Origin of the sequence: Pseudomonas sp. 21, assembly GCF_000955805.1 — a bacterium.
Lineage (GTDB): Bacteria > Pseudomonadota > Gammaproteobacteria > Pseudomonadales > Pseudomonadaceae > Pseudomonas.
In genome coordinates, this window is record NZ_JYOA01000001.1 from 326,852 (window position 1) to 340,297 (window position 13,446).

At 66.7% G+C, this 13,446-nt stretch carries 10 protein-coding genes; 5 read left to right on the forward strand and 5 right to left on the reverse strand.

Features of this window, described 5'->3' with window-relative positions:
* Positions 1-211 precede the first annotated feature (211 nt).
* Together UB43_RS01385 and UB43_RS01390 are read right to left on the reverse strand one after the other, a co-directional pair.
* Positions 212-1,291, reverse strand: coding sequence for a C45 family peptidase (locus UB43_RS01385; protein WP_045207654.1), 1,080 nt, complete (start codon positions 1,289-1,291; stop codon positions 212-214).
* A gap of 61 nt (positions 1,292-1,352) precedes the next feature.
* Positions 1,353-3,089, reverse strand: coding sequence for an amidohydrolase (locus tag UB43_RS01390; RefSeq protein WP_045207655.1), 1,737 nt, complete (start codon positions 3,087-3,089; stop codon positions 1,353-1,355).
* A 106-nt stretch (positions 3,090-3,195) separates the two neighbouring features.
* Here UB43_RS01390 and UB43_RS01395 point away from each other — a divergent pair, with 106 nt between their 5' ends.
* Positions 3,196-4,110 (forward strand): LysR family transcriptional regulator, encoded by a 915-nt coding sequence (locus UB43_RS01395; RefSeq protein WP_045207658.1) that lies wholly within the window; start codon positions 3,196-3,198, stop codon positions 4,108-4,110.
* Positions 4,111-4,296: 186 nt separating this feature from the next.
* Here UB43_RS01395 and UB43_RS01400 read toward each other — a convergent pair whose 3' ends face one another.
* The gene (locus UB43_RS01400) at positions 4,297-5,205 is read right to left on the reverse strand and encodes a LysR family transcriptional regulator (protein WP_045207659.1); all 909 of its coding nucleotides are present in this window, start codon (positions 5,203-5,205) and stop codon (positions 4,297-4,299) included.
* A gap of 369 nt (positions 5,206-5,574) precedes the next feature.
* Between UB43_RS01400 and UB43_RS28755 the strand changes: the two genes are divergently transcribed.
* Both UB43_RS28755 and UB43_RS01415 read left to right on the forward strand, forming a co-directional pair.
* Complete coding sequence (locus tag UB43_RS28755; protein WP_052969478.1) at positions 5,575-7,212, forward strand: amidohydrolase; 1,638 nt, start codon at positions 5,575-5,577, stop codon at positions 7,210-7,212.
* 68 nt (positions 7,213-7,280) lie between these two features.
* Positions 7,281-8,615, forward strand: a complete 1,335-nt coding sequence (locus UB43_RS01415) for an APC family permease (RefSeq protein ID WP_045207662.1) — start codon at positions 7,281-7,283, stop codon at positions 8,613-8,615.
* Positions 8,616-8,846: 231 nt separating this feature from the next.
* Here the strand turns inward: UB43_RS01415 and UB43_RS01420 are convergent, their stop codons facing one another.
* Both UB43_RS01420 and UB43_RS01425 read right to left on the reverse strand, forming a co-directional pair.
* Positions 8,847-10,319, reverse strand: a complete 1,473-nt coding sequence (locus UB43_RS01420; RefSeq protein ID WP_045207664.1) for an aldehyde dehydrogenase family protein — start codon at positions 10,317-10,319, stop codon at positions 8,847-8,849.
* A gap of 221 nt (positions 10,320-10,540) precedes the next feature.
* A complete protein-coding gene (locus UB43_RS01425) occupies positions 10,541-11,278 on the reverse strand; it encodes a nuclear transport factor 2 family protein (protein ID WP_045208848.1) in 738 nt (245 codons plus the stop codon).
* A gap of 240 nt (positions 11,279-11,518) precedes the next feature.
* On the opposite strand from UB43_RS01425, the gene UB43_RS01430 reads away from it, so the two are divergent.
* Positions 11,519-12,904, forward strand: a complete 1,386-nt coding sequence (locus UB43_RS01430; protein WP_045207666.1) for an FAD-binding oxidoreductase — start codon at positions 11,519-11,521, stop codon at positions 12,902-12,904.
* An 11-nt stretch (positions 12,905-12,915) separates the two neighbouring features.
* Complete coding sequence (locus tag UB43_RS01435; protein WP_045208850.1) at positions 12,916-13,275, forward strand: cupin domain-containing protein; 360 nt, start codon at positions 12,916-12,918, stop codon at positions 13,273-13,275.
* Positions 13,276-13,446: the final 171 nt, after the last annotated feature.

Consider the following 13,446-nt stretch of genomic DNA (forward strand, 5'->3'; position numbering starts at 1 on the left):
CGTAAGTTCTGAAATTGAGAAGTTGCGTTGTGACGTTTTACGATCGGCGCTGAAGCGAACTTCAGCGCTCGGACATTGCCCTCACCCCAGCCCTCTCCCAGAGGGAGAGGGAGCCGCATGTGCCGGCTGACACTGTCGCTTCAACCTCTGCCGATCAGCCCCCTCTCCCCTTGGGAGAGGGTCAAGGTGAGGGGCTCCCACCCGTTTGCCTCTAGAACCGCAGGAACCCCTCATCGGCCATTTTCTTCGGCGTACCAGCCACGTATTCCAGCGCGCAGCCGACGGTATCCAGGCCGATGCTCAGCAGGGTCTCCCAGCGCTCGGTATCCGGCTCGGACATGTCCGGGTGGAAGCACACCACCGCCTGGTCGCCGTCGGCGCCGCAGAAGGCGTCGGCGCGCTCGCGCAGGGCCTTGCCGGTCATGCCGACGGTGGCGGTCTTGAGGTGTTCCAGGCGCGCGTAGGTGGTGGATACGTCCGCCGTGCGCTCACCCCAGCTCAGTTCGCCGTCGAGGAAGTGGTTGGTGTGCAGCAGCCAGCCATCCTCACGCGGCACCACTACGGCAGTGTGCGCGGGGCTCATCTCGATGCTGGCAGCACGGGCACGCACGTCGTCGCGGGTGAACACGCTGAGCACGGTGGAGGCGCTGACCCGCGCCGACCGCGCCAGGTCGATGGCCTCGGTGACGCTGGTGGCTTCTTCCAGCACGCGACGGGCGATGGCGTGTACCGGCACGCCGGCACTGCCGTCGTCACTGGCGTGGTGCAGGATGTTGAAGTGCACGCCGAGCCCTGCGCTGTTCACCCCGATCTTGCCGAGCATGCCGAACTCGGTGAACAGCTTGGCGGTCAGGCCGGTGCTGCCGGTGAAGCCCAGCAGCAGGCCGTGGGGCACCAGGCTGTCGTGCCAGTCCCAGGTCTGCAGGCTGCGCGGCGCCAGGGCGCCGGCCGGGGCGTAGACGGAGGTGGAGCACTCACCTTCAACCGGTTGCTGCGGCATCACTGCGAGAATTTCGGTACGCGCATTCAGCGCCGCCAGCTGCCACAGCGGCAGGTCGACGCCCAGGGCCAGGCCTTCGACTTCCTTGGCCAGGGCCGGACACCAGTCGGCCAGCGCCGCGAGGCTGCCCTCGCCGATGGTCCGCGCCTTGTCGATCTCCACGCCGACGCGCGGGAAGAAGTCCAGGTACAGCGCCACGCTCTGGCGGATCTGCTCGGCAAAGGTTTCGCCGATCTGCCGGCCACGCTGCAGCGGGTCGCGGATGTCGGTGGTGAAGGTGTGAAGGATCACGGCAAGGCTCCTGCAATTGCTTTGTTTCAAGAAGCCAGAGCGCCGCGGCGCTCTGGCTGGATCAGAGTTTGTCGCTCGAACGACTATAGACTTCGCGGCCGGCGAACCAGGTCTTGAGCACTCGGGTGTCGCGCAGCGCCTCCGGCTTGACGGTGAACACGTCGCGGTCGAGCAGGATCAGGTCAGCCTGCTTGCCCGGCTTCAGCGAACCGATGCGGTCCTCCAGGCGGATGGTGCGCGCGGCGTTGAGGGTGTAGGCCTGGAACATGGTCTGCCGGTCGATATCCTCGGCGGCATTGAGCACGCCCTTCGGGCCGACGCGCTGGATCGCCTGGTAGATGGCCTTCCACGGGTCGGGCGTGGTGATCGGCCAGTCGCTGGCGCCGGAAATGGTCGCGCCGTTCTTCAGCAGCGAGCGCGCCGGGTACATGTGCAGGAAGGCCATGGCGCTGACGTAGGGCTTGACCAGATCGACGCTGTTCTCGTCGGCGGCCGCCCAATAGAGCTGCATGGCAGCGATCACGTCGAGCGCCTTGAAGCGCGGGAAATCCTTCGGGTTGACCATCTGCAGGTGCGTGATGGAGTGCGGGATGCCGCTGTGGCGATCCTTGCGCGCCTGCTCGATGCCGTTGAGCGATTCACGCACCGCGCGGTCGCCGATGGCATGGATGTGCACCAGCCAGCCGCGGGCGTCGGCGGCGCTGACCAGTTCGCCGAAATGCTTGGGATCGATCAGCAGTTCGCCGTACTTCTTCGAGTTGCTGTAGGGCTCGAGCATCGCCGCGCTCTGCGCCGGCACCTCGGCCACGCCGTCGGCGAAGACCTTGATGCCCGGCAGCGTCAGGTTGGGAACATCGATGAACTGCTGGCGCACCTTGTCCAGCTCGTCGAGGTCGGCCGGGGTCGCCTTGGAGTCGGCCATCAGCAGGGCGGCGACGTGCGCGGTCAGCCCGCCCTCTTCCGCCAGCAGCTTGTAGGCCGGCAGCACGCCAACAGAGTCGTTGTGGATGTCGCCGCCGGGGTTCTCGTTCGCCAGGGGCTCCATCCAGCCGGTGATGCCCAGCTCGTGGTAATAACTCTGCGCGCCTTTCAGCGCCTTGAGCAGCTCCTCGTCGGTCGGCAGCGGCAGCAGTGCCTGCACCGGGTAGAGCCCGGCATCCACCAGGAAGCCGTTGGGCTGGCCGTCGGCGCCGTGGCCGATGGTGGCCTGCTCCTCGCCCTGCAGTGACTTGACCTTGGCGGCATCGATGCCGGCCAGTTTCAGCAACGCCTGGTTGGCCCAGCCGGTGTGGTAGTCGCCACCGGCCAGGAGGATCGGCTGATCGGCCCATTCGCCCTGGTCGAAGCGCTGCTGCAGCTCACCGATTTCGTCCCAGTACGCCGTGGGCACCCCGCCGACATAGAGGAACTGGCCCCGTCGCGCGCGGCCATCCTCGCGCCACTGGCGCAGCTTGCTCTCGAACTCGGCAAGGGGCAGGTCCTGGTTGTCCAGGTTGGCCTGGAGCATCTGCAGGCCGCCCTTGACCAGGTGGGTATGGGAATCGATGAATCCGGGCATCAGCACTTGGCCGTGCAGGTCGATGAGCTGTGTTTCCGGTTGCTTGAGCTTGAGAATCTGCGCGTCGGAACCGACGGCAAGAATGCGGCCGTTCTCCACCGCCACCGCCTGCTGCAGCGCCTGGCCGGGCTCGGCGGTGTAGACCTTGCCGCCATGGAGGATCAGGTCGGCGGCGGCCATCGTTTCCATCGAGGAAAAAGCGCAAGCGGCGGATACCAGCGCCGGAATCAGTAGTTTCATCGCAGAGCCTTCGTTATTGTTGGTCTGCGAAGAAGGTTAAGCAAAAGCCCCGGCGCCTTTAACACCGACTTCCCGCACAACTTCTGTTCCTGTCAGGAAGCAATCCATGGACAAGATGACCGCCCTCACCATGTTCGTCGCCACCGCCGACCATGGCGGCTTCAGCCGTGCGGCCGAACAGCTGGGCAAGACGCCCTCGGCGATCACCAAGGGCGTCGCGCAGCTGGAGGCCGAGCTGGGTCAGCGTCTGTTCGAACGCACCACCCGGCGCATGGCGCTGACCGAAGCCGGGCACATCTACCTGGAAGGTGCGCGCCAGGCGCTGGTGCAACTGCAGCGGGCCGAGGAGGAAGTGGAGCAGCTGCAGACGGAATTGCGCGGCAGCCTGCGCATCGCCGCCCCGCCCTCCTTCGCCCCGGCCTTCTTCAATGCCGTGTGCTGCCGCTTCCTGCGCGAACACCCGCAAGTGCGCCTGGAGGTGGACCTCGCCGACGAGTTCGCCGACCTGGTGGAAGGCGGCTACGACCTCGCCCTGCGTGACGGCCCCATCGACCTCCCGGACGTGATCGCCCAACCGCTGCTGGAAAACCGCCTGCTGCTCTGCGCAAGCCCGGCATACCTGGCGCGCAAGGGGCTGGATGTGACCCTGGAGAACTACGAGCAGCACGACTGGCTGATCTTCCGCCACCCGTTGCTGAACCGGAATTTCTGGTGGGTGCAGCGTGATGGCGAGCGCATCCGTATCCGCCAGCCGACACCGCGCGTGGCCAGCGACAACTACGACTTCCTGCTGTCTTGCCTGCTGGATGGCCAGGGCCTGCAATTCCTGCCGCAGTGGAGCGCGTTGCCCTACCTCGAACGTGGCGAGCTGGTGGAGCAACTGCCGGATTGCTGGCGCGACCAGAGTGCATTCGGCCCGTGGGTGCATGTGCTCTACCTGCCGCATCGAAGGAGCACGCGCAAGGTGCGGGTGTTCATCGACTACCTGCGCGAGCATTTGCAGGGGAAGGGGCTGGTCTGATCTCGCCAATGGCGCAGCGGCGAAGTCAATCGCGGACGAAGTCCGCTCCTACGCAAGCGGGAACGGCGGAGCGACGAAAGATCGGGAGCACAGTGACAACCATCAACTCTGCGCACTGACCGGCAGCTCATTCGCGCGCAGGATCGCTCTTGCAAGCGCACCGTGCGAGCTTGCTCGCGAACGGCCTCAGACCAACCGCTGCTGGCGCAGGTAATCCCGGAGGTGCTCGATGAACGCGATGATCTTGCGCGTCGCCCGCCGCGTACTCGGATACACCGCCAGCAACTCGGACCCGAGCGCCTTCGGATCGAAATGGCAGTCATCGAGAATCGTCCGCAGTCGCCCGTCGCGCAGGTGGGGCAGCACGCTCCAGTAAGGCGACGGCAATATCCCCTGCCCGGCCAGGCAGGCCTCCAGCAGCAGTTCCTGGTTATCGCTGTTCAAGCGCCCGTTGCGTGGCAGCAATACGCGCTCGCCACCGCGTTCGATCAGCCAGCTGTCCCCCAGCGCCGGGTGGCGATAGACCAGGCACTCGTGCTCCACCAGTTGCTCCGGCCGCTGCGGCTCGCCGTGGCGCTGCAGATAGTCGGGGCTGGCACAGAACACGATGCGGCTTGCGCCGACCGGCTGCGCGATCAGCCCCGGCAGGTCGCTGTGGCCCAGGCGCAGCGCCAGGTCGTAGCGGCCGTCGAGCATGTCGATGTAGGCATCGCTCAGGTCCACCTGCAGGCGCATGTCCGGATGCTTCTGCAGGAAGCTCGCACAGGCGCCATTGAGGAACGGCCGGCCGAATGCCAGCGGACCGTTGATCCGTAGCCGCCCCTTCAAGCTGTGGTGCAACTGGGCGATTTCCTCCTCGGATTCGCGCATGCGCTCCAGCACTTCCCGAGCGGTTTCCAGGTAGAGCTGCCCGGCTTCGGTCAGCGCCATGCTGCGCGTGGTGCGCTCGAACAGCCGCGCGCCCACCTCCTGTTCCAGTTGCCCGACCGACTTGGCCACGGCGGAGGGCGTCTTGCCCAACTCTTCGGCGGCACGGCTGAAGCTGCCGAGTTCGGCGCTGATGACGAAGAGCTGCAGGCTGTTGAGCTTGTCCACGATTGAGTCCGATTTTTCCCAAGTGTTGTGCCGGCGCGCCGCTTACTCGTCGCTCGCCAGGCACTTAGCCTCTGCGACACACCAACAAGAATCAAGGGCAAGGCCTTTCGACGGGCGCTGACGCCAGGTCATCCCGCCGCACGCCGCGCCCTGCATTTTGAACTCGAAAATGAAAATGAGCTGCCCCTTCCGTCCCCGCGCGCCATTCCCGCCCTGCCATCCGCACCAATGGGTGACGGATTTGGCAAGTCCAGCCCGAGCCGCCCCGCCCATCCCAAGCACCCTGGACGACTGACCACCATCCAGGCGATACGCGGCCTCCGCGATGTCGCCTCTGCCCACTCAACTTCCGCCTTGCCTGGAGCCACTATGCCCACCCCTGCCGAGCTGATCATCACTCACGCCGACATCCGCACCCTCGACGACCGCCAGCCGCGCGCCGAGGCCATCGCCATCCGCGACGGGCGCATCCAGCGCGTCGGCAGCAATGCCGAGATCGAAGCCCTGGCCGATGTCGCCACCCGGCGCATCGACGCCGGCGGCCGCCTGATGCTGCCGGGCTTCCAGGACACCCACGTGCACTTCCAGCTGAGCGCCGCCGACCTCTACCACAACGCCTCGCTGTACGAGGCCAGCACCCTAGACGAGCTGCTGGCGACCATTCGTGCCTTTGCCGAGGCGCATCCGGAGAAGCCGTGGATTCGCGGCGTCGGCTTCTCCTCCGCGCGCTTCACGCCCGAGCAACTGACCAGGGAACTGCTCGACAGCGTCACCGACGGGCGCCCGGCCCTGATGTTCGCCAGCGACTACCACAACGGCTGGGCCAACAGCGCCGCCTTCGAAAAGGCCGGCGTGCGCCCCGGCAGCGCCGAGCCGGACAATGGCGAGTACCTGCGCCTGGCGGACGGCACGCCAAAAGGCTGGCTGGTGGAAGACGCCATCTGGGCGATGAACCGCATCGCCCCCGGCTACACCGACGACGACTACCTGCAGGCCATGGCGCACTACAGCCAGGCCTTCAACGCCCGCGGCATCACTGGCGTGCTGGACGCCATGGCGGCGCGCAACTACCTGAAGAACTACCAGGCTTCCTACGAGCGCGGCGACCTGACCCTGCGCGTCTGCGCGACCTCGAAAGTCTTCGCGCACAAATCCCTGGCCGAGCAGATGGCCGAACTCAAGGACTTGCGCGCCACCTATCAGGGCGACCGCGTGCGCCTGCATTCCGCGAAGTTCTTCCTCGACGGTGTACTGGAGAACGGCACCGCCGTGCTGGCCGCGCCGCGCAGCGACACCGGCGGCAATGCCGAACTGATGTTCAGCCAGGAGCAGATCGACGAGTTCTTCACGGCCTTCGACAAGGAAGGCTTCCAGATCCACGTGCACAGCATCGGCGACGGCGCGGTGCGCGCGGCGCTCAACGGCCTGGAGATCGCCCGCGAACGCAACGGCGTATGGGATTCGCGCCACCAGCTGGCACACCTGCAGGTTGTCGCACCGGAGGACATCCCGCGCTTCCGGCAACTGGGCGCGCTGGCGAACTACCAGACGCTCTGGGCGCAGCCCAACCCGGAAGCCGACGCCATCGTCGAAGCCATGATCGGCCCCGAGCGCAGCCAGTACATCTACCCGCTGGGCGAGTTCGTCCGCCAGGGCGTGACCTGCATGCTCAGCAGCGACTGGGGCGTGACCGGCTACGACCCGTTCCAGATCATCCAGTGCGCCCTCACCCGGCAGAACCCGGCGCTGGGCAGCGACAGCTTGGTGCAGACCGCCCAGCACCGCATCGGCATCGACGACGCGATCAAGGGCTACACGATCAACGCCGCCCACGCCGCCTGGCGCGACGACTGCACCGGCAGCCTGACGCCCGGCAAGTACGCCGACCTGATCCTGCTGGACCGCGACCTCTACGAAATCTCGCCCTACGAGATCGGCCAGACCCAGGTCCTGCTGACCCTGCTCGAGGGCCGCGAAGTCCACCGCGACGCCGCCTTCACCGGCTGAGCCTCGTCGCCACTGCGCCCGCCGCATGGGCGGGCATCCCTTAAGAACAACAAGATCGGAGCCTGATCATGGGCGTTGCAAACCTGCAGAGCGGAGCACAACTCAAGCGCACCCTCGGCCTGAAAGACCTGGTGGCCTATGGCATGGCCTACATCGCGCCGATGGCGCCCCTCACCACCTTTGGCTTCGTCTGGGATGCATCAGGCGGCTTGATCGCCCTGGCCTACCTGCTGGGGGCGATCTGCATGTACTTCACTGCGCAGAGCTACGCCACGCTGTCCGGTGAAGTGCAGAGCGCCGGCTCGGTCTACGGCTTCGCCCGCCATTGCCTGGGCGAGTTGCCCGGCTTCGTCGCCGGCTGGCTGATCCTGCTGGACTACCTGCTGATCCCTGCGCTGGTGTTCCTGATCATGTCGGTGGGCCTGCAGGTCCTGGTCCCCGGCCTGGACCGCGCGCTCTGCCTGGTCGTGCTGGTGGCGGTGTCGCTGGGCATCAACTGGTTCGGCGTTGCCGTCACCACGCGGGTCAGCATGGTCTCGGTGGTGCTGCAGTTCACCGCGATGTTCGGCCTGCTGGGCCTGGCGCTGTTCGCGCTGTCCCAGGGCAAGGGCGCGGGCACGCTGACGGCTGCGCCGTTCTTCGACAGCGGCGCCTTCGATGTCGCCAAGGTGTTCACCGCGACCTCCATCTGTGTGCTGTCATTCCTGGGTTTCGATGCCATTTCCACCCTCGCCGAGGAGGTGAAGGACAACGACCGCCGGCTGGTGGGGCGCGCCATCCTCACCGTGCTGTTCATCTGCGCGGCACTGTTCGTGGTGACCACCTGGGTGCTGGGCAACCTGATGCCGGGCGTGACCATCAAGGATGCCTCCGCCGCCATCTACGAGCTGACCTCGACGCAGATCGGCCCCTGGCTCGCGCTGGTGCTTGCCTGGGTGATCGCGGTGATGGTCGGCCTGACCAACGCGCTGCCGATGCAGGTCGGCGTGTCCCGCGTACTGTTCGCCATGAGCCGCGACCGCCAATTGCCGTCGCTGTTCGCTCGCCTGCATCGCAGGCACGGCACGCCGCATGTCGCGCTGGTGCTGTCGACGCTGCTGTCGCTGGGGATTGCGCTGGTGATGCGGGAGAAGATCGACACCCTCGCCTCCTTCGTCAACTTCGGCGCGCTCACCGCCTTCGTCCTGCTGCACCTGTCGGTACTGGTCAAGCTCGGCATCCAGGGGCGCAGCCGCCGCTGGTTCGCCCACTGGCTGGTGCCCATCGTTGGTATCGCGGTAGTGCTGACGGTGCTCGACGGCATGGACGTGCATGCACTGACCATGGGCAGCGTCTGGCTGGCGGTTGGTGTGGTCTACGGCCTGTATCTGCGCGGCAAGGGGCGGGTTGCACTGAGCGTCTGAGGCCCGGACAGGCCATGCCCAGGCAATCCGAATGACAGAACAACGCAGCGATACCCATCGACTTCCTGCACCGACTCGCACTTCGGCGCCGGACGGGTTCGCGAGCAAGCTCGCTTCTACAGGTGTGCGCCGGAGTATTTCCTGTAGGAGCGAGCTTGCTCGCGAACAATGGCCATTCGACAGGTCGAGGCCGGGGTGCAAGGCGCGGCCGACGCCGCGCCGCGCTTCACATCACTTGATGTACCAACCCCACGGCTGGTCGCTGAGGTACTCGGTGACCTGCTTGGTCTCCAGGTAGTTGTCCAGGCCCCACACGCCCAGTTCACGGCCGATGCCGCTCTGCTTGTAGCCGCCCCAGGGCGCCTGGGTGAAGGTCGGCTGCGAGCAGTTGACCCAGACGATGCCCGCACGCAGGCCACGGCTCACGCGCTGGCAACGCGCCGGGTCGGCGGACATTACCGCTGCCGCCAGGCCGAACTGGCTGTCGTTAGCCAGGCGCAGAGCCTCGGCTTCGTCCTTGAAGCGGCGCACGGCAAGCACCGGACCGAAGATTTCCTCACGCCACACGGCGCTTTCCAGCGGCGCATCGATGAACACCGTCGGCTCGACGAACCAGCCCTTGTCGCGGTGCGCCGGGCGCTTGCCGCCGGTGGCCAGCTTCGCTCCATCGCGCACGCCGGCTTCGATGGCCTGCAGCACCTTGGCGTGCTGGCCGGCGCTGACCAGCGGGCCGAGCAGTACACCCGGCTCCAGGCCGTTGCCGAGGGTGATGCGGCGGGTTTCTTCCACCAGGCGTTCGATCAGCCGGTCATGCAGGCCGTCCTGCACCAGCAGGCGCGAGGTGGCGCTGCAAACCTGGCCCTGGTTCCAGAAGATGCCGAAGAGAATCCACTCCACCGCCGCTTCGACATCCGCGTCATCGAAGACGATGAAGGCCGACTTGCCGCCCAGCTCCAGGCTGACGTTCTTGATGTCCTGGGCCGCCGCCTGCATGATCGCGCGCCCGGTCGGCACGCTGCCGGTGAAGGCCAGCTTGTCCACGCCCGGATGCGCCGAGAGCGGCGAACCGGCGTCGCGGCCCAGGCCGGTGACCACGTTGAGCACGCCCTTGGGCAGGCCCACGGCATCAGCGGCAGCGGCCAGCTCCAGGGACGTCAGCGGAGTCAGTTCCGAAGGCTTGAGCACGGCGGTGCAACCGGCAGCCAGCGCCGGAGCGACTTTCCACGACGCCATCAGCAGCGGGTAGTTCCACGGGATGATCTGCCCCGCCACGCCGACTGGCTCGCGCAGCACCCGGCAGGCAAAGCGCTCGTCCGGCAGCGCGACCACTTCGCCCTCGCCGTTCAGCCCTTCGGCCAGCTCGGCGTAGTAGTCGAAGCAGCCGATGGCGTCGTCGATATCCCACTGCGCTTCGGGCAGCGGCTTGCCGTTGTCCTGGACTTCCAGGCGGGCCAGGTCTTCGCGGCGGCCACGCAGGTTGTCGGCGATGGCACGCAGGTAGCCGGCGCGCTCCTTGCCGGTGCTCCGGCCCCATTCGCCTTCATCGAAAGCCCGACGCGCAGACTGCACGGCGCGATCCACGTCCTCACCGGTAGCGGCGGCGACCTCGGTCAGCACCGCTTCGCTGGACGGTTCGTAAACCTCGAAGCGGCCGCCCTGTGCGGGCGCCTGCCACTGGCCATCGATATAGAGCTGGTCGCGCATGCGAAGGTCTCCTGAGCTTGTTGGAATGCTTGTCGGCCGAGCATAGGGAAATGAGCACGGGGTTGATAACGCGCTCGCCCTGCATGCGGGCACGCGCGGAGCGGCAGCAAGGTAATCGGCCGCGCTGCGATATCAGGACCACTCCCGTAGGAGCGGATTCATCCGCGATGACTTGAAGCGGCTCCAGACCATCGCGGACGGAGCCCGCTCCTACACGAACGTCACGTCCGCTGTTGTTCCAGATAGGCCTTGGGCGACAGCCCCGTCTCTTCGCGGAAGCAGCGGTAGAAGGTCGACAGCGAACGGAATCCTGCGGCCCGCGCCAGTTCATCGATGCGCGTGACGCTGGTGGCGCCGTCGAGCTGGCCGAGCAGGTGGCGCAGGCGCAACTGGTTCAGGTACTGGTAGAAGCTCAGGCCCAGCACCTGGTTGAGGAAGTAGGAAATCTGGTTGCGCGTGTAGCCGGTGGCCGCCGCGACCTGGGGCATGTCCAGGTCGGGATTGAGGAACGGCCGGGTCTGCTGGAAATACTGCTGGATATCACCGCCCAACTGGCTGAGCTGCCGCGCTGAAAGCCCCAGCCGGCTATCGGCCATGCGCGGTTGCGGCTCACTGGCCGCCTTCTGCGGCTGGCCGATCAACGCGGCGTGCTCGTTGACCCGGATGATCCGGCCATCGCGCACGGTATAGGCCTCGGTGGTGCGGAAGGAGACCAGCCCCTGCGTGCCGCGCAGGGTCACCTGGTACTGCAGGAAGGCCGTGTCGCCGTCCACCCGCAGGCGATCGGTGTAGACCTGCGATTCATCCCCCGCGGCCGGCATGCTGGTCTGCAGGTACTCGCGCAGTTCGCTCGGCGCGATCCGACGCCCCTGGAAGAAATCGTTGTACTCCACCTGCGGGTCGAACAGCGCCATCAGCGCCTCGATGTCATGTCGGCGCCAGGCCTGGTGATAGCGCATCACCACGGCGTGAGTAGCGGCGCTGGCCGGGTCGGGCTGGTGAGTCGTACCTTCGAGCGAGGTGCTCCAGCCCTGTTCTTCGATCATTGCGTTCCCCTGCCGGTCTCGGCCGGCCTTTCCTGCTCCGGGCGTGCCCGCAAAGAGCGGCAAGCCGTATGCCTGGGCACCCCGGAACGATTACAAAATCTCGACGCGGCCCGAAGACCGCTTTTTCTTCCGACATTCTGCCGGAGTTTTCCGATGACATCCGCCCTTCTTGCGCACGCCATTCCCCGACCTTTCTGGCTCGATACCCTCGACCCTGCTCCCGCCACACCGGCGCTGGAAGCGGATCGCCGCTTCGACCTGGTGGTGGTCGGCGGCGGCTTCACCGGTCTCTGGACCGCCCTGCACGCCCGGCTGCGCTGGCCCGGCGCGAGCATCGCGGTGGTCGAGGCGCGTCGCTGCGGTGGCGAGGCCAGCGGGCGCAATGGTGGCTTCTGCGCACCGAGCATTTCCCACGGCGTAGGCAATGCCCTGCGCCGCTGGCCGGAAGAAGCCGAGACTCTTGTACGTCTGGGTCGTCAGAACCTCGATGAGTTCGAGGCAGACCTGAAGCGCTTCAGCATGAACGTGGAGTTCGAGCGCCGCGGCAAGCTCAGCGTCGCCGCCCAACCCTGGCAGGTCGACGGCCTGCGCAGCATGCAGCGCAACTACGAACGTTTTGGCATCGCCTCGGAGTTCCTCGACAAGGCGCAACTGGCCGACAAACTGGACTCACCCGCCTACCAGGCCGGCGTGTTCGAGCCCAACTATGCGCTGCTCAACCCGGCAAAAATGGCCGCCGAGCTGCGCCGGGTCTGCCTGGAGCAGGGCGTCGAGCTGTTCGAGAACACCCCGGTGCACGAGCTGCACCAGCGCGGCGATCGCCTGATGCTGCGCTGCGACCGTGGCGAGCTGGAGGCCGGGCAGATCGCCCTGGCGACCAACATCGCACCGCCGCTGCTCGGCCACCTGAATTCCAGCGTGATCCCGGTGTACGACTATTCGCTGGTCACCCAGCCGCTCACCGACGACCAGCTGCGCGCCATCGGCTGGGTCGACCACTACGGCATCGCCGATGCCGGCAACCAGTTCCATTACCTGCGCAAGACCGCCGACAACCGCATCCTCTGGGCCGGGTTCGACGCCATCTACCACTTCGGCAGCCGCCGCGACGAAGCCCTGACCCAGCGCCCGGAAAGCTTCGAGCGCCTGGCCGGGCAGTTCCGCGAGGCCTTCCCGCAGCTCGGCCCGGTCGAGTTCAGCCATGCCTGGGGCGGCATCATCGACACCTCGGCGCGCACCACGCTGTTCACCGGCTGCGTGCTCAACGGCCGCGTCGCCTATGCGCTGGGCTTCACCGGCCAGGGCGTGGCGGCCAGCCGCTTCGCGGCGCTGAACATGCTCGACCAGCTGGGCGGCGAAAGCACTGAACGCACCCGGCTGCGCATGACCTCGCAAAAACCCTTCCCCTTCCCGCCCGAGCCGCTGCGCTACCTCGGCGTGCGCCTGGCGCAACGCTCGCTGGCCAAGGAAGACCGCACCGGTCGCCGCGACCTGCTGCTCAAGACCTTCGATGCCTTCGGCGTCGGTTTCGATTCCTGATGGAGAACTTCATGTCCACCCTGCCCCGCCACGTCATCGACTTCGCCAACCCCGACCTCGCCCCGCAGGAGCGCGAGATCAACGACCCGGCCATCGTCGATGCGCCCTACCAGAGCCGCAGCTGGCGGCACTTCAGCGCCCCGGAAAAGAACGCCATCGCCGGCATCTGGGAAGCCGGCGTGCACCTGGAACGCTGCGAGTGCGACTACGACGAGCTGTGCCACATCCTCGAGGGCACCGTGCGCCTGACCGACGCCGACGGCGTGGCGAAGACCTTCGGCCCGGGGGATTCCTTCGTCGTGGCAGCGGGCTTCAAGGGCACCTGGGAAAACCTCACGCCGGTGCGCAAGGTGTATTTCATTCTCGGTTGAATCGCTGCTGCATAGGTTCGCGAGCAAGGACTAGGCGTCCCCCTCGGTCCTACAGCCGCTTGGCAAGCGCCGTAGGAGCGGGCTCCGTCCGCGATCGACTCACCGCCACTCTGGTCGACCCGGGAGCCGGGGGGATTCCATCGCGGACAGAGTCCGCTCCTACTAAATGGC